Below are 20,843 nucleotides of genomic sequence, written 5' to 3'. Positions count from 1 at the left end.
TTTCCCCGGGATGCCGGATGCCCCTGATCTCGGGATACTTGAGGGCATGAGTGAAACCGCCCCCACACAGGGAGCCCCGGCATCGCGTCCGTCCATCTCGATCGTCGACCACATCGTCGTCGACGACGAGGGCCGTGCACTCACCGAACCATTACGCGAGGACATCCGACTGCTCGGCGGCATCCTCGGCGAGGTCGTCGCCGAGCACTCCGGCACCGAGGTCTTCGATCTCGTCGAATCGGCTCGGGTGGCCGCATTCGGCGTGCGTCGCAACGAGATCGATCGCAGCGAACTCGCGGACATGTTCGTCGATCTCGACGTGGCCACCGCGGTGCCCGTCATCCGCGCCTTCAGCCATTTCGCGCTGCTGGCCAACCTGGCCGAGGACATCCACCGCGAACGTCGCCGTGCCATTCACGTGCGGGCCGGTGACCCGCCGCAGAAGTCCAGCCTGGCCGCGACCTACCGTCAGCTCGCCGACGCCGGACTCGGTGACGAGGAGGTCGGCAAGGCGCTCGCCGACGCCAACGTCGTGCCGGTCATCACCGCCCACCCGACCGAGACGCGGCGTCGCACGGTGTTCGAGGCGCAGAACCGCATCACCGAGCTGATGCGCTTCCGCGGCCGCACCGAACTGACCCCCGACGAGGACGCCGAGGTCACCGAGGCGATCCGCCGCCAGATCCTCACGCTGTGGCAGACCGCGCTCATCCGCCTCGAACGACTCACCATCCAGGACGAGATCCGTTCCGGTCTGCGCTATTACGATGCCTCGTTCTTCGACGTGGTGCCGGCGATCAACACCTCGGTGCGTGCCGCACTGCGGTCGGCGTACCCGGAGGCGGATCTCGCCGACGAGCCGATGATCCGCATGGGGTCCTGGATCGGCGGCGACCGGGACGGCAACCCGTTCGTGACCGCCGAGGTCGTCACCCTCGCCACCACGCTGGCCGCCGCGACCGCGGTCGGGCACCATCTCGCCGAACTCGAGAACCTCGCGCAGGAACTGAGCATGTCGGCGCGACTGATCACCGGCACCGAGCCGCTGCTGGAACTCGCCGGTGCCGATGCCGACGACCCGGGCGTCGACGAACCATTCCGGCTCGCGTTGCGGCACATCCGATCCCGTCTCGCGGCGACGGCGCGGGGGATGTTCGACGACGACTTCCTCTCCTCGAGCGACCTCTTCCTCGTCGACGGCAAGCCACCCTACGACGACGCATCGGAACTGCTCGCCGACCTGGACGTCATCGACGCCGCGCTTCGGGTCAACAACGACGCCACCATCGCCGACGATCGCCTCCTGTCGCTTCGGGAGTCGGTGCGTACGTTCGGTTTCCATCTGTCCGGTCTCGACATGCGTCAGAACTCCGACATGCACGAGGAGGTCGTCGCCGAACTCCTGGCCTGGGCGGGGGTCCACGCCGACTACGCCTCGCTGGGGGAGGACGAGCGGGTCGAGATCCTGTCCGCCGAGCTGCAGCGGCGCCGGCCCCTCACCAGTCCCGACGCGGAACTCAGCGAGCTGGCGACCAAGGAACTCGGGATCGTGCGTGCGGCGGCGAAGGCGGTAGCGACGTTCGGTCCGGAAGCGGTGCCCAACTACATCATCAGCATGTGCACCTCGGTGAGTGACATGCTCGAGGCCCTGATCCTGCTGAAGGAGGCCGGTCTCTACGACCCCGGTGCCGCGGGGGAGAACACGCCGCGCTCCACTGTCCGGGTCGTGCCGCTGTTCGAGACGATCGAGGACCTGCAGCAGGGCGCCACCACGTTGCTCGCCGTGCTCGACGTGCCGTTCTACCGGGCGCTCGTGGAGTCCCAGAACGGCATGCAGGAGATCATGCTCGGCTACTCCGACTCCAACAAGGACGGCGGCTACATGGCCGCCAACTGGGCGCTGTACCGCGCCGAACTCGACCTCGTCGAGGCGGCGTCGAAGTCGGGAATCCGGTTGCGGCTCTTCCACGGTCGCGGTGGCACCGTCGGCCGCGGCGGCGGACCCAGCTACGACGCGATCCTCGCGCAGCCGCCGGGCGCGGTGCAGGGATCGCTGCGCATCACCGAGCAGGGCGAGATCATCGCCGCCAAGTACGCCGAACCGGTGACCGCACGCCGCAACCTGGAGACGCTGCTGGCCGCGACCATCGAGTCGTCGCTGCTCGACGTCGAGGGTCTCGGCGACGAATCGGAGTCGGCCTACGAGATCATGGACGACATCGCCGCCAAGGCGCGCGCGGCGTACAGCCGCCTCGTGCACGAGACACCTGGATTCGTCGAGTACTTCACCACGTCGACGCCGCTGTCGGAGATCGGCGCCCTCAACATCGGCAGCCGCCCGGCGTCGCGTAAGCAGACCGAGAAGATCTCGGATCTCCGCGCGATCCCATGGGTGTTGTCGTGGACACAGTCACGAGTGATGCTCCCGGGCTGGTACGGCACCGGGTCCGCATTCGAGGAATGGGTCGGCGACGATCCCACCCGTCTCGAGGATTTGCAGCGCTACTACGAGAAGTGGCCGTTCTTCCGCACGGTCATGTCGAACATGGCGCAGGTGCTGGCGAAGTCCGACATGGGTCTCGCCGAACGCTACGCACAGCTGGTTCCCGACGAGGAACTACGCGACAAGGTGTTCGGCATGATCGTCGACGAACACGAGCGCACGATCGCCATGTGCGCCAAGATCACCGGCACCGACGACCTGCTGCACGACAACGCGGCCCTGAAACGCTCTGTCTACAACCGCTTCCCGTACCTCGAGCCGCTCAACCTGCTGCAGGTGGAACTGCTGCGCCGATTCCGTGCGGGGGAGGACACCCCGTTGGTGCGGCGCGGTATCCAGCTCACCATGAACGGCCTGGCGACGGCACTGCGCAACTCGGGCTAGACCGCGCAGTGCTGGTGCGCGGCGTTGCCCTCGACGCCCGGTGAGATGTGGTCGTGCAGGCGGATCGAGTGATCGTAGAACTCGTCCTCCATCGGCAGATACGAGATCGGTTCTTCCTCCGCGACGTGGTCGAGGCGATCGATCAGCGACCGCTCCACCGAACCGACCGTTTGCTGGTCGACGTCGTCGGCCTCGGTGATGAGGTGCGGTCGGAGCGGCTGCATGCCGGTGTACCAGAGGGTTCCATGCAGGATCGGCCACAGCACGTCGTCGATGTGGCCGCTTATCCCGCGGGGCCCGAGGCTCGCGTGCCGGTCCCCGGCGGTCACGACGACGAGCGCCCGCTTCCCGATGAGTCCGCCGCGACCGTACTTGAGGAACCGTCCGGTCTCGGGGTCGGGGACGTCGTAGGCGAACCCGCTCTCGAAGACCCGGTCGAACCAGCCCTTGAGGATGGCAGGCACGCCGTACCACCACAGAGGGAACTGCAGGATCACCAGATCGGCATCGGCGAGTTTCCGTTGCTCGGCGCGGACATCGGCCGATCCGTCGTCGGTGACGAGGAGCGGATCCCATCTCATCCGGTAGAGGTCGGATTCGACGACGCGCCAACCTTTTTCGCGTAACGCCGCGATACCGACATTCCGCAGATGGCTACTCAGGGAGGACTGATCGGGGTGGGCGAGCACCCACAGTGCATTGCCGCGCATGTGGCGTGCAACACGATGCCTCCCCGAATGATTCCTCAGCCGTAGTGGCAGACGTAACTGACGGCGTCGGTGACCTCGATGTCGAACGAGGAATCGCCGGGTACCGAGAACGAGTCGCCCGCGCCGTAAGTGGTCCAGTCCTCGCTACCGGCGAGCCGCACCCGGCAGGCACCGCTGTGCAGTTCCATGATCTCGGGTGCGCCGGTACCGAAATTCAGCGTCGCGGGCAGGATCACGCCGGCCGACTTGCGGGTGCCGTCAGCGAGATGGAACGTGTGGCTCACGCACTTGCCGTCGAAGTAGACGTTGGCGGCCGGGTCGAGGGTCACGTTCGCGTAGGTCGAGGTCTCGGTCACGAGCACTGAGCCTAGCGAGCCGGCCACCGGATGATCGCGGGAGGTCCGTGGTCAGGAGCGGCAGGCCGGGTCGTAGAACCTCGGTCCGCGAGGCGTCCCGATCGCTGGCGACCTCAGTTCACACGTGCGATGACATCGAGTCCGACGCCGTCGGCCGCCGCGAGGTGAACTCGGTGCCGGGCACTTCCGTCTCGCATATCCACCGGTCCGTGCGGTGAGTCCCAGCCCCATGACTCGAGTACCCGTCGAGCGTCATCGACACTCGGCATGCCGTCGCGGGCCATCCCGGCGAGCACTTTCAGCCCAGAATAGGTGGTTTCGGCCATCGTCCCCGGCGGTGGTGCTGCGCCGACTCCGATGGGACCGGTCCCATGGATCAGGTCGAAAGCGCGTGTGAATCCGGTGGTGAAATCCGTTGCCGACGCCGAGCCCAGGCCGGCGAACCATCCCGCGGAGATGTACAGATCGCCGGTGGCCTCGGCGCCACTGGCGAGGACCACGGTTTCGTCGGTGAACGGACTGAATCGGGCGATGGAGACGTCAAGCTGATGCCGCGCGAACGCGCGGTTGAAGCGGACGGCGTCGGACCCGACGAGGAGCGAGAGAACGCCGTCCGGTTCGGCTCGGGCCACGGCAGTACACGTCGCATCCCACTGTGAGTCGTCCTCGGTACCGAGCGGCAGATAGCATTCGGCGACAACGCCGACATCGCTGCCCTCCAAACCTTTCCGTGTAGCTGCCGCCGTGCCTCGGGGCCAGATGTAGTCGTTGCCGACGATGTACCAGCGCTTCAGAGCGCGCTCTCGCCGAAACCACTGCAAGGAGGCGAGGATCTGGTCGATCGGGACCTCACCGCTGCACACCACGCCATCACTGTTCTCGCCGCCCTCGTATGCGGCGGCGTACACGTAGGGAATCGAGCCACGCACCACACGGGCGATGGCCTGTCGGGTGTTCGACAGGTGCCATCCGGATATCGCGTCGATGGCGCCGTCGTGCAGGAGCAACCCCACGTCGCGTGCAACCTGTGCCGGCGGCCGTCCAGCGTCGAGATGAACGAATTCGACTGCCCGTCCGCCGATTCCGCCCGTCGCCTCGATCTCGGTTGCCGCCAGTTCGGCGGCGGCCAGACATTGCGGCCCGAAGATCCCGGCCGGCCCCGTTCGAGGGAGGACGAGTGCAACTCGGCAAGAAGTATCGGTTCGAGTTCGTCGGTCACCGGCCCCGCGAACAAGTGGCGATGAGTTGGTATGTTGCAGGTTGTGCACGCCGTCGGAGTCGAGCGCGGGCGACAACGCGAAAGGGGACCAATCATGACCGAAGTCCTCGCCGCCCTTTCTCTCTTGCGTCAGGCTGCGTTCGTTTCCGCCCGTCTCGACGCAGCGCTTCGCGAACACGGACTGACGGCCGACCGGTGGCGAGCCCTGGCCGCCGTCGAGGCCAACCCCGGGTCGTCGATGGCCGACCTCATCGATGCCCTGGTGATCCCGCCGACCTCGGCGACTCGTGCGATCGATTCCCTGGTCGAAAGCGGAGCCGTGTACCGGAGCCCGGCGCCCGATGACCGTCGTCGGGTGACGCTTCAGATCTCTGCTCAAGGTGCCCTGCTCCTACGGGAGGTCGAACCGATCATCTCCCTGGTGTACGAGGAGTCGGCTGTGTCGTCGGTTCGCGGGTCGCAAGGATGAAACCCGCTCGTTTGTCACTCTGACACCGCTCGACCCTGCACGAGGTTTCTGCTGTGTAACGCCTTTCGTGAATGGTACGAGGTCTGTTGCACCGGCGTTAACAGTTCCGGAATCGCAACATCCACCGCCGTTCTGGCATTGACACCCTAGCGGCGCTGAGTAGTGTCCTCATTACTCCCAAATGGGAGTAATGAGGCCGATGGAGGGTTCAGTGACCGTTTACGACTACCGGTGCCCCGCCCACGGTGACTTCGAACAGCGCTTTCCGATGGGGGAGGCTCCGGCTGCGGCGCGCTGTGGCACCTGCGGCGGGAAGGCGTCCCGCGTCTACGGGCCGACGGCGGTGTTGTCACACGATCCATTGGCAACGAAATTGCTTGCCCTGCAGCAGTCTTCCGCGGAGAGTCCGTCCGTTGTCACCCGGTCGCGTACCGCGGCAGGTCGCCGCGCGCCCACGCAGGATCCGCGCTGGCGGCAGCTGCCACGGCCCTGACAGGTCGATTCTCGACTACCCAACTCTCCTAGGAGGAATCCATATGCCTGACGTCATCTTTCCCGTCGATCATGCCAAACCTTTTCGCGCACAGGAGCTCGTCGGCCACAACCGGTGGCACCCCGAGATCCCACCAGTGGCGACCGTTCGATCGGGACAGTCCTTCCGGGTCGAGTCCAAGGAGTGGTTCGACGGTACGATTCTCAACTCCGATGACGCAGATGACATCCGTGACTGTGACCTGTCGATGGTGCATCAGCTGTCCGGGCCCTTCGGAGTGGAAGGCGCCGAGGCGGGCGATCTGCTGATGGTCGACATCCTCGACGTGGGCCCGGTGCCGCAGCAGCAGGGCCCGGTCGCCGGACAGGGATGGGGGTACACCGGCATCTTCGCTCGCGAGAACGGCGGTGGATTTCTCACCGACTTCTTCCCCCAGGCCTACAAGGCGGTCTGGGACTTCGCCGGACAGCAGGCGACGAGCCGCCATATCCCGGGCGTCGAGTTCACCGGGCTGATCCATCCGGGACTCATGGGCACCGCACCGAGCAAGAGCCTGCTGGCGACCTGGAACTCGCGCGAGCAGGCGCTGATCGACACCGACCCCGATTGCGTACCACCGCTCGCCCTGCCGCCGCTACCGCACAATGCGGTGCTCGGTGGTGTCGACCCCGCCGACCACGAGCGGATCGCAGGCGAGGCCGCCCGCACCGCGCCGCCTCGCGAGAACGGCGGAAATCAGGACATCAAAAATCTGTCGAAGGGCAGTCGGATCTTCTACCCGGTCTTCGTCGACGGCGCGAATCTCTCGCTCGGCGACCTCCACTTCTCGCAGGGCGACGGGGAGATCACCTTCTGTGGGGCGATCGAGATGGGCGGCTATATCGATCTCCGGGTCGAGGTGATCAAGGGGGGAATGGAGACCTACGGGGTCACCACGAACCCGGTCTTCATCCCGGGGATCGTCGAGCCGCGTTACTCGGAGTTCCTCACCTTTGTCGGATTCTCTGTGGACAAGCAGGGAAATCAGCACTATCTCGACTCGACGCTGGCGTACCAGAACGCCTGCCTCAATGCGATCGAGTATCTGTCCAAGTTCGGCTGGACGAAGGAGCAGGTGTATCTCCTGCTCGGTGCCGCACCGGTGGAGGCCAGATTCTCCGGCGTCGTCGACGTGCCGAACTCCTGTGCCACCCTCTACGTCCCGACGGCGATCTTCGACATCGACGTCCGTCCTTCGGCTCAGGGGCCGGTACAGGTCGATCGCGGCCAATGTGCAGTCAGCAGTTGATCCCGTCATCATCCGATTCGTTTCACGCCCAACCACGAGGAGACCGACCATGCCGGCACCAACGGACGCCGAGTATTTCGAACTGGGAGACTTCACCCTGCAATCCGGCTCCACCCTTCGCGGAGCCCGCCTCGCTTACAAGACCTATGGTGCGCTCAACGACGACAAGTCAAACGTCATCGTCTACCCGACGTGGTACTCGGGGTGGCACACCGACAACGAGTGGCTGATCGGAGACGACAAGGCCCTCAATCCCAACGACTGGTTCATCATCGCGCCGAACATGCTCGGCAACGGCCTGTCCTCGTCGCCGTCGAACACCCCGCCGCCGTATGACCGTGCCCGATTCCCAGCTGTGACGTTCTATGTCCAGGTCGAGGCCCAATACAGGCTGGTCACCGAGAAGTTCGGAGTCTCACGGATCGCGTTGGTCACCGGCTGGTCGATGGGTGCCGGGCAGACTTATCAGTGGGCGGTCAGCCATCCTGAGATGGTGGAACGTGCGGCTCCGTTCTGCGGTTCGAGCATCACCTCTCCGCACAACAAGGTGTTCTTGGAGTCGCTCGAGTTCGCCCTCAAGGCCGACGCGGCCTACGCCGATGGTGATTACACGCCAGAAGCATTGCCGATCAAAGGACTCCGCGCCTTCGCGCGCGTGTACTCGGGCTGGGGTTACTCGCAGGCCTTCTACTGGGAGGAGGAGTGGCGTGCCTTGGGATTCACTTCGTTCGACGATTTTCTCTACGGGTTCTGGGAGAACTTCTTTCGTGACGGCCGTGACCCGAACAACCTGCTCGCGATGCTGAGGACCTGGCATGCGGGCGACGTCGGCAACACCCCGGGATTCGACGGGGACACCGAAAAGGCGTTGCGCTCCATCGTATGTCCGCTGCTCGCGATGCCGGCGGAGAAGGATCTCTATTTCCCGCCGGAGGACGAGCAGTGGGCGACGCAGTTCATCGCCAACGGCGAGGTGCGGGTCATACCGGGGATCTGGGGGCACTTCGCGGGAGGTGGTGCCAACGACGTCGACACCGCGTTCATCGACGCCGGGATCCGGGACCTGCTGTCCAAGCCCGGCGCCGTCGCGAGCGATTGAGAATCGGCCGGGGGGCGGCACGCCTGCAGGCTTTCTCGGCTTCGCCTCGACCGCAGGCACGGTAGCGGCCACCGGGTCAGCGGTGAACGATCCGGTCAGCTGGCAGCACCCGAGTGTGCCCGTTGCGGGTGCGTTCGTGGTCGGCGTCGCATTCGGGATGGCGTCGGAGTACCTTCTGACTCTGCTCACCGGCTCCGCCGGCGCACCGGCGACGGCCTGAGGGCCGCATCGGTCAGAGGTTCTTGGCGGCGTCCTCGTCGAGGAACCAGATGGTTTCGTCGGTGCCATGGGCACCCGCGCAGGGCCAGTCCGCCGGATCGGCCCCGTTGTGGGCGGCGGCGACGGCCTCGGCCTTGTCGGCGCCCGCGACGAGGAACCACACGTTGCGCGACCGGTTGACCACGGGCAGCGTCAGAGTGATCCGACGCGGCGGCGGCTTGGGCGAGTCCTCCACGGCGACAACGGATTTCTCGGTCTCCGCGGTGGCGGCGGTGTGCGGGAAGAGGGAGTTGATGTGGCCTTCGCCGCCCATGCCCAACAGATGCAGGTCGAACTCGGGGGCGATGCCGTCGACCGAGCGGCCGGCCAGGATCGCCGCGTAGTCGGCTGCGGCGGCGGAGATGTCGTCGCCGAACGGACCGTCGGACGGGGCCATCGGGAACACCCGCGACGGGTCAACCGGCACCTTGTCGAGCAGGGCCTCGCGGGCCTGGCCGGAGTTCCGTTCCGGGTCGTCGGCCGGCACGAAACGGTCGTCGCCCCAGTAGAGATCGACCCGCGACCAGTCGATCGTGCCGCTGTCGGCGGCCAGCGCCGACAGGATGCCGATCCCGTTGCTGCCGCCGGTCAGGACGATGCTCGCGACGCCGCGTTCGGACTGTGCGCGGGTCACCAGGTCGACGAAACGGGCGGCCGCGGTGTCGACCAGTTCCTGCTTGGAATCGAAGACCAGCGTCTCGATGGCCACGTCGTTCACTCCTCTTCGTCGGATGCTGCTGAATCACTCTGCTGCGCAGCGTGGTTCACCGCGGCTCGCATATCGGCGCGGAGGAGCGCCTCCTGCTCCGGCGAGATCCGCTCCACGTCGGCGACACCAGCCAGCGCTGAGGCGTACACCTCGTCGATGTCGAGACGTCGCAATTCCTCGGCGATGCACACAGGCAGCGATCGCGGCGTCATCGCGATCTTCCCGTCCGGCTTACCCGGAGCGGTCAGCACCGCGTTGTTTGCCTCGTCGACGGCCAGCACGGTGTCGCCGTCGGTCCGGACCAGTCGGACCTCGAAGCTGCCGGTGAACCTGCGCGTCGGCACACCCAGCGCCGACCGCAGCCAACCGGCGAGCAGATCGATGGCCGGGCTGCGATCGGGTCCGGTCACGTCGACCTCGAGGACCCGGGTGAACGGAGGGCGATCGAGTGCCGATGCCAGGATCGCCCGCCACGGGGTGAGCTGCGTCCAGGCGATGTCGGTGTCACCGGGGGAGTACCCGGCCAGACGCCGTTTGAGGACGGTGTTCAGACCGGGGTCACGGTTGGCGTCCATGATCCGGCGGCGGCCCAGCGTCCCGAGCGGATCGGAGGCCGGCTTCGAGGGACCGATACTCGGCCACCAGGTGACCACCGGGGTGTCCGGCAGTAAGAAGGGGATCACCACCGCATGCGCGTGGTCGGCCATGTCGCCCGCCAGCGACAGCACGATGACCTCCGACGCGCCGGCGTCGCCGCCGACGCGGATCTCGGCATCCATCCGCGAACGGGCATGGCGCACACCGCGGGAGACGACAATGACGCGGCTGGGATGCTCGCGACTCGCGGCGATCGCGGCCTCGATGGCGCCTTCGGTCGGTTCGTCGTGTTCGGCGCAGACGACCAGCGTCAGCACACGGCCGTTGTTGACCGAACCCTCGGTCTCGTGCAGGTTGACCAGTCGCTTGGCGACTTCCCGGCTCGTCGTGTCCGGCAGGTTGACGATCATGGACGCCTCCACTGTCGGCCATGGCGCGCGAGCATCTCATCGGCGGACGCCGGCCCCCACGTTCCCGCCTCATATGCGTCTGGCCGACCGTTCTGGGCCCAGTAATCGAGCACCGGATCGAGGATCTTCCAGGACAATTCGACTTCCTCGTTGACGGGGAAGAGGGACGGTTCGCCGAGCAGCACGTCGAGGATCAGCCGCTCGTAGGCCTCCGGAGACGCCTCGGTGAACGCGGTGCCGTAGCTGAAGTCCATGTTCACATCGCGGACCTCCATACTCGTCGCGGGGACCTTGGAGCCGAACCGGAGCGTCATGCCCTCATCGGGCTGGACTCGGATCACCAGCACGTTCTGGCTGAGTTCCTCGGTCATCGTCTGGTCGAAGGGCAGATGCGGTGCCCGTTTGAAGACCAGCGCGATCTCGGTGACGCGCCGACCGAGGCGCTTGCCGGTGCGCAGGTAGAAGGGCACCCCCGCCCAGCGTCGGGAATCGACCTCGAGAGCGATCGCGGCGAAGGTCTCGGTGGTGGAGTCCTTCGCGAAACCCGATTCCTCTTTGAGGCCGCGGACCTTCTCGCTGCCCTGCCAGCCCGCGGTGTACTGGCCTCGGGCCGTGTTCTCCGACAGCGGCTCGATGTTGCGGGTGGCCGCGAGGACCTTGGCCTTCTCCGCCTGTAGTTGTTTGGGCTCGAAGGAGATCGGCTCCTCCATCGCCACCAGCGCCATCAGCTGCAGCAGATGGTTCTGGATGACGTCGCGCGCCGCGCCGATGCCGTCGTAGTATCCGGCCCGGCCGCCGAGACCGATGTCCTCGGCCATGGTGATCTGGACATGGTCGACGTAGTGCGCACTCCACAGCGGATCGAACAGCTGGTTGGCGAAGCGCAGCGCCAGGATGTTCTGCACCGTCTCCTTGCCCAGGTAGTGGTCGATGCGGAACACCGACGACTCCGGGAAGACGTTGTTGACGATGGCGTTGAGCTCACGGGCCGACTCGAGGTCGTGACCGAAGGGCTTCTCGATGACGACCCGACGCCAGCTGTCGCCGGTCGGTGCCGCCAACCCGCTTCGCTCGAGCTGTTCACACACTGTCGGGAAGGCACCGGGCGGGATCGACAGGTAGAAGGCGTGATTGCCGTCGGTACCGCGTTCGTTGTCGAGCGACTTGAGGGTGTCGCGCAACTTGTCGAAGGCGGCGTCGTCGTCGAAGTTGCCCTGCACGAAGCGGAAGCCCTCGGCGAGGCGCTCCCACACCTCCTCGCGGAAGCCCGTGCGGGCGTGTTCCCGCACGGCGTCGTGCACGACCGCCCCGAAGTCCTCGTCGCTCCAGTCGCGCCGGGCGAACCCGACGAGCGCGAACGACGGGGGGAGCAGCCCGCGGTTGGCGAGGTCGTAGACCGCAGGCATCAACTTCTTGCGTGCCAGGTCTCCGGTGACGCCGAAGATGACCAGACTGCACGGGCCCGCGATGCGGGGGAGCCGCTTGTCCTGTGGGTCACGGAGCGGATTGATCCAGGAATCGGGTCCTACTGCGTCCTCGCCGTCGGCCACGTGGGTTCAGCCCTTGTTCGCCGCGGACAACTGCTCGGCGGTCGCGTCGAGCAAATCGTTCCACGCATCCTCGAACTTGCTGACGCCCTCCTCCTCGAGGACCTTGAAGACGTCGACCGTGTCCACGCCGAGTGCCGCGATCTTGTCGAAGATCTCCTGCGACTCCTGCGCGAGGCCGATGATCGAGCCGGTGTTGACCCAACCGTGGTCGGCGAAGGCGTCCATCGTCTTGCCCGGCATGGTGTTGACCGTGTTGGGCGCGACGAGCTCGCTGACGTACAGGGTGTCGGGGTAGTCCGGGTTCTTCACGCCGGTCGACGCCCAGAGCGCGCGCTGCGGGCGGGCGCCATGGGCGAGCAGGTCGGGGAAGCGCGACTCGACCTCGAAGACCTGCTGGTAGGCCGAGTAGGCCAGGCGGGCGTTGGCCAGTGCGGCCTTGCCCTTGAGCTCCACCGCTTCCGGGGTGCCGATGGCGTCGAGGCGCTTGTCGATCTCGGTGTCGACGCGCGACACGAAGAACGACGCCACCGAGTGGATGTTCGACAGGTCGTGACCGGCTTCCGCGGCGGCGTCGAGGCCGTCGAGGTAGGCGTCCATGACCTCCTTGTAGCGCTCCACCGAGAAGATCAGCGTCACGTTCACGCTGATGCCCTCGGCGATGACCTTGGTGATCGCGGGGAGCCCGGCCTTGGTGGCGGGGATCTTGATCAGCAGGTTCGGCCGGTCGACGATCTTCCACAGCTCGATCGCCTGGGCGACCGTGCCGTCGGTGTCGTGGGCCAGGCGCGGATCGACCTCGATCGACACCCGGCCGTCGACGCCGTCGGACTCCTCGTACACCGGTGCGAGGACGTCGCAGGCGTTGCGGACGTCGTCGGTGGTCACCGTGCGAATGGTGCCGTCGACGTCGGCGCCACGAGCGGCGAGTTCGTTGACCTGGGCGTTGTAGGCGGTGCCCTTCGACAGTGCAGCCTGGAAGATCGACGGGTTGGTGGTCACGCCGACCACCGACTTGGTCGCGATCAGTTCGGCCAGGTCGCCGGAGCTGATCAGGTCACGGGACAAATCGTCCAGCCACACCGAGACACCGGCGGCGGACAGTTCGGCGAGCTTCTCGTTCTGGGTCACGATCTCTCTCCTTGGGTTGGTCAGCCGGCGACGACGCGTTCGGCGGCCGAGGTGACGGCCTCTGCGGTGATCCCGAACTTGGTGAAGAGCACCTTGTAGTCGGCCGATGCACCGAAGTGCTCGATGCTGACGATCTCGCCACCGGCGCCGACGATGCGATACCACGGCATCGCGATGCCGGCCTCGACGGCGACACGCGGAACCGACGGCGGGAGGACGTGGTCCTGGTACCCCTTGGGCTGCTCGTCGAACCACTCGACACACGGCATCGACACGACGCGGGCCTTGATTCCCTTGTCGGCCAACGCCTTCTGCGCCTCGGCGGCCAGGTATACCTCGGAACCGGTACCGATGAGCACCACCTGCGGGTCGCCCTCGGAATCGCTGAGGATGTAGCCGCCGTTGGCGACGCCCTGCGCCGAGGTTCCCTCGAGGATCGGGAGGTTCTGGCGGGTGAGTGCCAGGCCGACCGGGTGGTTGCGCCGGGTCAGCAGGTGCGCCCAGGCGTAGGCGGTCTCGTTCGCGTCGGCAGGACGCACGACGTCGAGGTTCGGGATGGCCCGCAGTGCGGCCAGGTGCTCGATCGGCTGATGGGTCGGGCCGTCCTCGCCGAGACCGATCGAGTCATGGGTCCAGACGTAGATCGGGTCGATCTCCATCAGCGCGGCCAGGCGGACGGCCGGACGCATGTAGTCGGCGAACTGCAGGAATGTGCCGCCGTAGGCGCGGGTCGGTCCGTGCAGGGCGATGCCCGACAGGATCGAACCCATCGCGTGCTCGCGGACACCGAAGTGCAGGGTGCGGCCGTAAGGGTTGGCCGACCACTTCTTGGTGCTGATCGACGTCGGGCCGAACGAGGGCTCGCCGTCCATCGTGGTGTTGTTCGAGCCGGCGAGGTCGGCGGAACCGCCCCACAGCTCGGGCAGCACCGGCGCGAGGGCGCCGAGCACCTTGCCCGAGGCGCTGCGCGTGGCCACGTCCTTGTCGCCGACGTTCCAGCTCGGCAGGCTGTCGGTCCAGCCCTCCGGGAGCTCATGAGCGGTCAGGCGGTCGAACAGCGCCTTCTGCTCGGGGTTCTTCTCGGCCCACGCATCGAAGGAGGCGGTCCACGCCTTGCGCTGCTCGGCACCGCGCTCGACGAGCTTGCGGGTGTGCGCGATGACCTCGTCGGTGACCTCGAAGTTCTTCTCGGGGTCGAAGCCGAGGACCTTCTTGGTGGCCGCGACCTCGTCCTCGCCGAGAGCGGCGCCGTGGGCCATGCCGGTGTTCATCATGTTCGGCGCCGGGTAGCCGATGATGGTGCGCAGGCAGATGATCGACGGACGGTCGACGACCTCCTGGGCCGCCTTGATCGCGGCCTCGATGGCCACGACGTCCTCGCCGCCCTCGACGGTCTGCACGTGCCAGCCGTAGGCCTCGTAGCGCTTGGCGACGTCCTCGGACAGGGCGATGTCGGTGTCGTCCTCGATCGAGATCTGGTTCTGGTCGTAGAACACGATCAGGTTGCCGAGCTGCTGGGTGCCGGCGAGCGAGCTGGCCTCGGAGGTCACGCCCTCCTCGATGTCACCGTCGGAGGCGACCACGTAGATGTAGTGGTCGAACGGGCTCTCACCGACGCCGGCGTCCGGGTCGAACAGGCCGCGCTCGCGGCGGGCGGCCATCGCCATGCCGACCGACGAGGCGAGACCCTGCCCCAGCGGGCCGGTGGTGATCTCCACACCGCGGGTGTGGCGGAACTCCGGATGGCCCGGGGTCAGCGAATCCCAGGTGCGCAGCGCCTCGATGTCGGACAGCTCGAGGCCGAAGCCGCCCAGGTAGAGCTGGATGTAAAGGGTCAGGCTCGAATGTCCGCAGGACAGCACGAAGCGGTCGCGGCCGGCCCAGTCGGTGTCGGTGGGGTCGTGCCGCATCACACGCTGGAACAGCGTGTAGGCCAGCGGCGCGAGGCTCATCGCGGTACCGGGATGGCCGCTGCCGCACTTCTGCACCGCGTCGGCGGCCAGCAGGCGGGCCGTGTCGACTGCCCGGGTGTCGAGGTCGGTCCAGTCGTCCGGATGGCGGGGGGTGGTCAGTGCGCGGATCTCATCTGTGTCGGCCACGATGGTGATTGTCTCCTGTGCCTGCTCGGTTTTCGGCGCGTTCGAGTCCAGAGTAATCGGCTGCGACGGCGACCTGCGCGCCGACCGAAAGTTACCCGCCGGTTCGCCGATCGTCGCCGGTCACGGCTTCCGCCACGACGCGATTCACGGTTCGCAAAGGCAAACGTCTACCATGCTCTGTAGTAGCCCGCGGCGATCTGTGCGGGCGGACGAGGAGTGTTCGTGAGGATAGGGGAGCGTGTGAGCGGAGACCATCCCGCCGCATCCCACTCGACCGACACCGCATCACAGCAGGTTTCGACCGAGCCGGTCATGCCGGCGGATCTGACGTGGGCCGGACGTGTGCGCGCGACGGTGCTTGCGTATGTCGCGCTGACGAAGCCGCGGGTCATCGAGCTGCTGCTGGTTGCGACCATCCCGGTGATGCTGCAGGCCGATCGCGGTCACGTCGACATCGCCGTCATCGCCTTCACCCTGATCGGTGGATGGCTCGGTGCCGGCAGCGCCAACACCCTCAACATGGTGGTCGACGCCGACATCGACAAGAAGATGAAGCGCACCGAACGGCGCCCACTGGCACGTCGGGCGGTCGCCACGCGCAGTGCGCTGATCTTCGGTCTGGTGCTCTGGGCCGCGTCGTTCGCGGTTCTGTACTTCGCCGCGAACCTGCTGTCGTCCCTGCTCGTCTCGGCGACGATCATCTTCTACGTCGGCGTCTACACGATGATCCTCAAGCGCCGCACCTGGCAGAACGTGGTGTGGGGCGGTGCCGCCGGTTGCATGCCGACGCTCGTCGGCTGGGCCGCCGTCACCGGCTCCATCAGCTGGCAGCCGATCGTGCTGTTCCTGGTCATCTTCTTCTGGACTCCGCCGCACACCTGGGCGCTCGCGATGCGCTACAAGGAGGACTACAAGGCAGCGGGCGTGCCGATGCTCCCGGTCATCGCGACCGAGGAACGCGTCACGCGTCAGATGCTGGTCTACACCTGGCTGACCGTCATCAGCTCGCTCGCCCTCATCCCGGCCACGAGCTGGATCTACACCGTGATCGCCCTTCTCGCGGGCGCCTGGTTCCTCGAGCGGGTCACCAAGCTCTACCGCGACACCAAGCGCGGTGCCGAGGTGAAGCCGCTCAAGGTGTTCCTGCAGTCCAACGAGTACCTGGCGATCGTCTTCTGCGGCCTCGCGATCGACGCGGTCGTCGGCATGCAGACGATCTCCTCGTACTTCTGATCCCGTCCGACCGGCCTCAGGAGTCGGCCGGCAGCAACACGGTCGCACCCGTGGTCTTGCGGGCCTCGAGGTCCGCGTGGGCCTGTGCGGCGTCGGCCAACCGGTATCGCTGACCCACCCGCACGTCCACATCGCCGTCTTCGATGGCCTCGAAATACTCGCTCGCGCGCCAGTTGAGTTCCTCCGGCGTCGCGGTGAAATGCGCCAGCGTGGGCCGGGTCACCGACAACGAACCGGCCGGGTTGAGGCGTTGGAGATCGAACGGCGGCACCGGTCCGCTGGAGGCGCCGAACAGGACGATGATGCCGCGGACGGCCGTGGCGGCCAGCGACTGCTCGAAGGTGTCCGCGCCGACTCCGTCGTAGACCACCGGGACACCGCGGCCGTCGGTCAGTTCCCGGACCCGCGCGGCGAGGTCGTCGGTGTACCGCAGCACGTGGTCGGCTCCGGCCTCCCGGGACAGCTCCTCCTTCTCGTCGGACGACACCGTCGTGATGACCCGCAACCCGTGGCGCTTGGCCATCTGGGTGAGGATCAGCCCGACCCCGCCCGCCCCGGCGTGGATCAGCACCGTGTCCTCCGGATGCGGATGTGCGCTCCCGTCCAGGAGGTAGTGGGCGGTGAGCCCGCGGAGCAGCGACGATCCTGCGACGGCGTCGTCGATCCCGTCGGGGACGACGACCGCCTGCGCTGCGGGCACCGCCACGAGTTCGGCGTACGACGCGGGTGCGGCGCACCACGCGACCCGTTGGCCGACTTCGAGGCCGGACACTTCGGAGCCCAGGGAGACGATCTCACCCGCGCCCTCGGTGCCCGGGATGTACGGCGGGGTCGACGGGTAGAGCCCGCGCCGGAGATAGGTGTCGATGTAGTTGACGCCGACTGCCGAGGTCCGGACGATCACCTCGTCGGCGGCCGGGATCGGGTCGTCGACGGTTCCGAAGGCCAGTACGTCCGGGCCGCCGTGGCGGGTCACCTGTATCGCGCGCACGACACCCGTTGTACACGGGGAACACGCCGGATGTGATGCCGATCCCGCTATCGGAACCGGCCCGGGCCCACCGGTATGCTGAGCGTCATGACTGACAGTGCCGCCACCGACACCACAGCCACGCCTACCGTCCAGGCCCCGGGCGATGTCGTCGCCTCGGTGAAGAAGTTCGTCGCCCGCGAGGGCGGCAGCGCGAAGGTCGTTCTCCAGGGCATCGGTGCGGCCGGCGTTCGGATCACGCTCGTCGGTGATGCCGGGGGCGTGCTCGGTGACCGCGTCGTCGCCGACCTCGCGACCGCGCAGGCCGTCGTCGATGCCGTCGATGGACTCGAGATCGCCGAGTGGGACCGCGATCTCACCTCGGAGACCACCGTCAAGCCGTCGCACTACCGCAAGATGGCCGGCTGGGTGGCCCGACAGAAGCGCTTCCCGAAGGCGCGCAACCGCGCGATCCTCTGACCCGACGGTCCGACCTGCAGAACAGAGAACGACCCCCGGCGTGATCGCCGGGGGTCGTTCTCGTTCGTGGCTCGTGGTCAGGCAGCGTCGACGCGCGGCTGATCGGTCGCCCGGGCGACCAGCACCTGCCAGGTGGCGCCGATGAGCAGTAGCGCACTGCCGAACATGTGCGCGATGACCAGTGCGACGGGCAGATCGGTGAAGAACTGCACGAAGCCGATCACGCCCTGCAGAGCGAGCAGCCCCACGAAGACCAGCGCCGAGCGCTGCTGGGGGCGCGCGAAGACGCGGGCGTAGACGAGTGCCGCCAGACCCAGTCCGACGAGGACGAACACCGCGTCGGCGTGGAGCTGGGTGGCGTTGTCGGGGTCGAGTCCGTTGCGGGGAGCATCGACGTCGCCGGCGTGCGGGCCGGAGCCGGTGACCACCGTGCCGAGGTAGATCGTCACCCAGGTGACCGCGTAGAGCAGACCTGCCAGGTAGATGCCCAGTCGCCGGGTCGCCATCCCCGGGGTGTCGGTGTCGGCAGGGGCGGGCTCGGTCGGAGTCGGGTACGGACGCATCCGGAAGACCAGTACGGTTGCCGCCGACACCAAGATCATCGACAGGATGAAGTGCAGCGCCACGACCCACGGATTGAGGTCGGTCAGGACGGTGATGCCGCCGATCACGCCCTGGAACGGGATGCCGAGCGCGATCAGGGTGACGAGCCACTTGTCGCGACGTGCCGATCCGGCGTACCGGAGCACGGCGATCCAGGTGGCGATCGCGATGACGATCAGGACCCAGGTCAGCATCCGATTGCCGAACTCGATGGCACCGTGGATGCCGAGTTCGCCGTGCGGGACGAAGGAGTCGTCGGTGCAGCGCGGCCAGGTAGGGCAACCGAGTCCCGAACCCGTGACGCGCACGGCGCCGCCGGTGGCGACGATCCCCACGTTGGAGACGAGCAGCGCGATCGCCCAACGGTGCACGAAGCGGATCGTCGGCCGGCCGAATCCCGGGATGGACCGCCAGAACCCGCTCATCCGCCCGTCACCGCGCTCGTCGGGAGTCGCCCGGTCGGGGTCCGCCCCGTCGGGTCGTGTCGAAGTCTGCGACGTCGTCATCGGAATCGGAACCACCTCACCGCCAAGGTGCCGGCCACTGCGGCCCACACCAGCAAGACGCCCACCCCGAAAGCGTCGAACGAACCGCGTGAGGCCATTTCGAGGGCCTCACTGAGCGCACCCGAGGGGATGCACCGTGCCAGAGTGTGCACGGCGCCGGGAACGTTGGAGTCGACGACCACGAGGCTGCCGAGACCGATGAAGGCGAACCAGAGCAGGTTTGCCAGGGCCAGGACGACCTCCGCCTTGAGCGTGCCGCCGAGGAGCAGTCCGAGCGCTGCGAAGCAGGCGGTGCCGATGATGATCACCACCGCGCCGATGAGCAGTCCGACCGGGTCGGGCCGCCACCCGAAGGCGAATCCGATGGCGCCGATGATGACCGACTGCAGGGCCACCACGATCAGCACCGCCACCGACTTGCCGACGATGATGCCCCAGCGCGGAATCGGCGTGGCGCCCAATCGTTTCAGGGCCCCGTACCGACGGTCGAAGCCGACGGCGATGGCCTGGCCGGTGAACGCGGTCGACATCACGGCGACCGTGAGGATCGCGGGAACGAAGAGCGTGGCCCGCTCGGCCGGGCCGTCGCCGAACGTCGTGTTGATCGGCAGCAGGCACAGACCGACGAGCAGGGTGATCGGGATGAACATCGTGAGCAGCAGCTGCTCACCGTTGCGCAACAGGAGCTTGAGCTCGAGCGTCGACTGTGCGGTGATCATCGCCGGTAGGGATGCCGGACGCGGCGCCGGACGGAACATGCCGTCGGCGAAGAGTCCGGTGCCGGGCGCGGGGGAGTTCACTGCGGGGGAGTTCACGGTCGTAGGGCCCGTCCGGTCAGGTCGAGGAAGACGTCTTCGAGACTGCGGGTCTCGACACGGAGATCGGTGGCGAGGACGTTGATCTTCGCGCACCAGGCGGTCACCGTCGCGAGGACCTGCGGGGTCATCGGGCCGATGACGAGGTATGAGCCGGGGTTCGCCTCGGTGCAGTGGTAACCCTCGGGCAGCGCGAGCGTCAGCATCGACAGATCGAGCCCGCGGGGTGCGGTGAACCGCAACTCGTTCTCGGCGCCGGTGCTGGTGAGATCGGCGGGCGTCCCGGCGGCGACCGCGCGGCCGTGATCGATGATCACGACCTGGTCGGCGAGTTCCTCCGCCTCGTCCATCAGATGGGTGGTGAGCAGGATGGAGACCCCGTCGGCGCGGAGTCGGTCGACGAGTTCCCAGACGACGAGACGCGCGTGGGCGTCGAGGCCGGCGGTCGGTTCGTCGAGGAACACGAGTTCGGGACGGCCGACGATCGCGCAGGCGAGCGCGAGGCGCTGCTGTTGTCCTCCGGAGAGGCGTCGGTACGACGTGCGTCGGACGTCGCCGAGACCGAGTGCGTCGAGGAGGAATTCGGGGTCGATCGGGTCGGCCGAGTAGGCGGCGACGAGACGCAGCATCTCCTCGGCGCGGGCGCCGGGGTAGGCACCGCCGCCCTGGAGCATCACGCCGATACGGCGGCGGAGGGCGTCGTTGTCGACGATCGGGTCGAGCCCGAGAACCCGGACGGTGCCGGCGTCGGGGGTGGTGAAGCCCTCGCAGATCTCGACGGTGGTGGTCTTGCCCGCACCGTTCGGTCCGAGGAGGGCGAGGATCTGTCCGCGCTCCACGGTCAGGTCGAGTCGGTCGACGGCGGTTCGGTCGCCGAAGGCCTTGACCAACCCGCGGACCTCGACCGCTGGGGACGCGACGGGGTCGCTCGGCGGACGATCGTTCATCCGATCGTCATCGCTGA

Annotated in this window: 20 protein-coding genes; 8 read left to right on the top strand and 12 right to left on the bottom strand. The window is 67.2% G+C overall.

What is annotated here, in order from left to right; all coding sequences use genetic code 11:
- Positions 1 to 46: 46 nt before the first annotated feature.
- Positions 47 to 2,887 carry a phosphoenolpyruvate carboxylase gene (gene ppc / locus GONAM_RS08265; RefSeq protein WP_006866304.1) on the top strand — a complete coding sequence of 947 codons (2,841 nt, stop codon included), beginning with the start codon at positions 47 to 49 and terminating at the stop codon, positions 2,885 to 2,887.
- Here the strand turns inward: ppc and GONAM_RS08260 are convergent.
- The 3 genes from GONAM_RS08260 to GONAM_RS08250 all read right to left on the bottom strand — a co-directional run bounded on the left by GONAM_RS08260 (position 2,884) and on the right by GONAM_RS08250 (position 5,221).
- Positions 2,884 to 3,597 (bottom strand): NAD(P)H-dependent oxidoreductase, encoded by a 714-nt coding sequence (locus GONAM_RS08260; protein WP_006866303.1) that lies wholly within the window; start codon positions 3,595 to 3,597, stop codon positions 2,884 to 2,886. The genes ppc and GONAM_RS08260 overlap by 4 nt on opposite strands.
- A 35-nt stretch (positions 3,598 to 3,632) precedes the next feature.
- Positions 3,633 to 3,959: a pyrimidine/purine nucleoside phosphorylase gene (gene ppnP, locus GONAM_RS08255; RefSeq protein WP_006866302.1), complete on the bottom strand. Its 327-nt coding sequence runs from the start codon at positions 3,957 to 3,959 to the stop codon at positions 3,633 to 3,635.
- 107 nt (positions 3,960 to 4,066) lie between these two features.
- Complete coding sequence (locus GONAM_RS08250) at positions 4,067 to 5,221, bottom strand: substrate-binding domain-containing protein (protein ID WP_280985354.1); 1,155 nt, start codon at positions 5,219 to 5,221, stop codon at positions 4,067 to 4,069.
- A 45-nt stretch (positions 5,222 to 5,266) separates the two neighbouring features.
- Here GONAM_RS08250 and GONAM_RS08240 point away from each other — a divergent pair, with 45 nt between their 5' ends.
- The 5 genes from GONAM_RS08240 to GONAM_RS22630 all read left to right on the top strand — a co-directional run bounded on the left by GONAM_RS08240 (position 5,267) and on the right by GONAM_RS22630 (position 8,741).
- Positions 5,267 to 5,641, top strand: a complete 375-nt coding sequence (locus GONAM_RS08240) for a MarR family winged helix-turn-helix transcriptional regulator (protein ID WP_006866300.1) — start codon at positions 5,267 to 5,269, stop codon at positions 5,639 to 5,641.
- Between the two features lie 181 nt (positions 5,642 to 5,822).
- Positions 5,823 to 6,134: a zinc ribbon domain-containing protein gene (locus tag GONAM_RS23085; RefSeq protein ID WP_083876390.1), complete on the top strand. Its 312-nt coding sequence runs from the start codon at positions 5,823 to 5,825 to the stop codon at positions 6,132 to 6,134.
- A gap of 43 nt (positions 6,135 to 6,177) precedes the next feature.
- Positions 6,178 to 7,422, top strand: coding sequence for a formamidase (fmdA, locus tag GONAM_RS08235; RefSeq protein ID WP_006866298.1), 1,245 nt, complete (start codon positions 6,178 to 6,180; stop codon positions 7,420 to 7,422).
- A gap of 49 nt (positions 7,423 to 7,471) precedes the next feature.
- The gene (locus GONAM_RS08230) at positions 7,472 to 8,521 is read left to right on the top strand and encodes an alpha/beta fold hydrolase (RefSeq protein WP_006866297.1); all 1,050 of its coding nucleotides are present in this window, start codon (positions 7,472 to 7,474) and stop codon (positions 8,519 to 8,521) included.
- Positions 8,436 to 8,741 carry a DUF1097 family protein gene (locus GONAM_RS22630; RefSeq protein ID WP_245548591.1) on the top strand — a complete coding sequence of 102 codons (306 nt, stop codon included), beginning with the start codon at positions 8,436 to 8,438 and terminating at the stop codon, positions 8,739 to 8,741. Before GONAM_RS08230 ends, GONAM_RS22630 begins: the two co-directional genes overlap by 86 nt.
- 12 nt (positions 8,742 to 8,753) lie before the next feature.
- On the opposite strand, the gene pgl is transcribed toward GONAM_RS22630, so the two are convergent.
- Genes pgl through tkt form a run of 5 tightly spaced genes read right to left on the bottom strand, consistent with a single transcriptional unit; the run spans position 8,754 to position 15,272 of the window.
- Positions 8,754 to 9,488 (bottom strand): 6-phosphogluconolactonase, encoded by a 735-nt coding sequence (gene pgl, locus GONAM_RS08225; RefSeq protein ID WP_040535806.1) that lies wholly within the window; start codon positions 9,486 to 9,488, stop codon positions 8,754 to 8,756.
- A 5-nt stretch (positions 9,489 to 9,493) separates the two neighbouring features.
- Positions 9,494 to 10,495, bottom strand: a complete 1,002-nt coding sequence (locus GONAM_RS08220; RefSeq protein WP_006866295.1) for a glucose-6-phosphate dehydrogenase assembly protein OpcA — start codon at positions 10,493 to 10,495, stop codon at positions 9,494 to 9,496.
- Positions 10,492 to 12,045, bottom strand: a complete 1,554-nt coding sequence (gene zwf, locus GONAM_RS08215; RefSeq protein WP_006866294.1) for a glucose-6-phosphate dehydrogenase — start codon at positions 12,043 to 12,045, stop codon at positions 10,492 to 10,494. Before zwf ends, GONAM_RS08220 begins: the two co-directional genes overlap by 4 nt.
- Before the next feature lie 6 nt (positions 12,046 to 12,051).
- On the bottom strand, positions 12,052 to 13,173 hold the full coding sequence (tal, locus tag GONAM_RS08210) for a transaldolase (protein WP_006866293.1): 1,122 nt from the start codon (positions 13,171 to 13,173) through the stop codon (positions 12,052 to 12,054).
- A gap of 20 nt (positions 13,174 to 13,193) precedes the next feature.
- A complete protein-coding gene (gene tkt, locus GONAM_RS08205) occupies positions 13,194 to 15,272 on the bottom strand; it encodes a transketolase (RefSeq protein ID WP_006866292.1) in 2,079 nt (692 codons plus the stop codon).
- A gap of 240 nt (positions 15,273 to 15,512) precedes the next feature.
- Between tkt and GONAM_RS08200 the strand changes: the two genes are divergently transcribed.
- A complete protein-coding gene (locus GONAM_RS08200) occupies positions 15,513 to 16,505 on the top strand; it encodes a heme o synthase (protein WP_006866291.1) in 993 nt (330 codons plus the stop codon).
- A gap of 16 nt (positions 16,506 to 16,521) precedes the next feature.
- Here GONAM_RS08200 and GONAM_RS08195 read toward each other — a convergent pair whose 3' ends face one another.
- Complete coding sequence (locus tag GONAM_RS08195; protein WP_006866290.1) at positions 16,522 to 17,496, bottom strand: quinone oxidoreductase family protein; 975 nt, start codon at positions 17,494 to 17,496, stop codon at positions 16,522 to 16,524.
- Positions 17,497 to 17,571: 75 nt separating this feature from the next.
- Between GONAM_RS08195 and GONAM_RS08190 the strand changes: the two genes are divergently transcribed.
- Entirely contained in the window at positions 17,572 to 17,955 is a 384-nt protein-coding gene (locus GONAM_RS08190) for a hypothetical protein (RefSeq protein ID WP_040535790.1), read from the top strand.
- Positions 17,956 to 18,032: 77 nt separating this feature from the next.
- Here the strand turns inward: GONAM_RS08190 and GONAM_RS08185 are convergent, their stop codons facing one another.
- From GONAM_RS08185 to GONAM_RS08175, 3 genes are read right to left on the bottom strand one after another with little or no spacing between them, the layout of a single operon-like run.
- A complete protein-coding gene (locus GONAM_RS08185) occupies positions 18,033 to 19,064 on the bottom strand; it encodes a COX15/CtaA family protein (RefSeq protein ID WP_006866288.1) in 1,032 nt (343 codons plus the stop codon).
- Positions 19,061 to 19,864 carry an ABC transporter permease gene (locus tag GONAM_RS08180; RefSeq protein ID WP_006866287.1) on the bottom strand — a complete coding sequence of 268 codons (804 nt, stop codon included), beginning with the start codon at positions 19,862 to 19,864 and terminating at the stop codon, positions 19,061 to 19,063. Before GONAM_RS08180 ends, GONAM_RS08185 begins: the two co-directional genes overlap by 4 nt.
- A gap of 11 nt (positions 19,865 to 19,875) precedes the next feature.
- Positions 19,876 to 20,826: an ABC transporter ATP-binding protein gene (locus GONAM_RS08175; RefSeq protein ID WP_006866286.1), complete on the bottom strand. Its 951-nt coding sequence runs from the start codon at positions 20,824 to 20,826 to the stop codon at positions 19,876 to 19,878.
- Between the last annotated feature and the right edge of the window lie 17 nt (positions 20,827 to 20,843).

Source organism: Gordonia namibiensis NBRC 108229 (assembly GCF_000298235.1).
Classification (GTDB): Bacteria; Actinomycetota; Actinomycetes; order Mycobacteriales; family Mycobacteriaceae; genus Gordonia; species Gordonia namibiensis.
The sequence above is the reverse complement of the archived record's forward strand: the minus strand, read 5'-3'. Positions and strand labels throughout refer to the sequence as shown.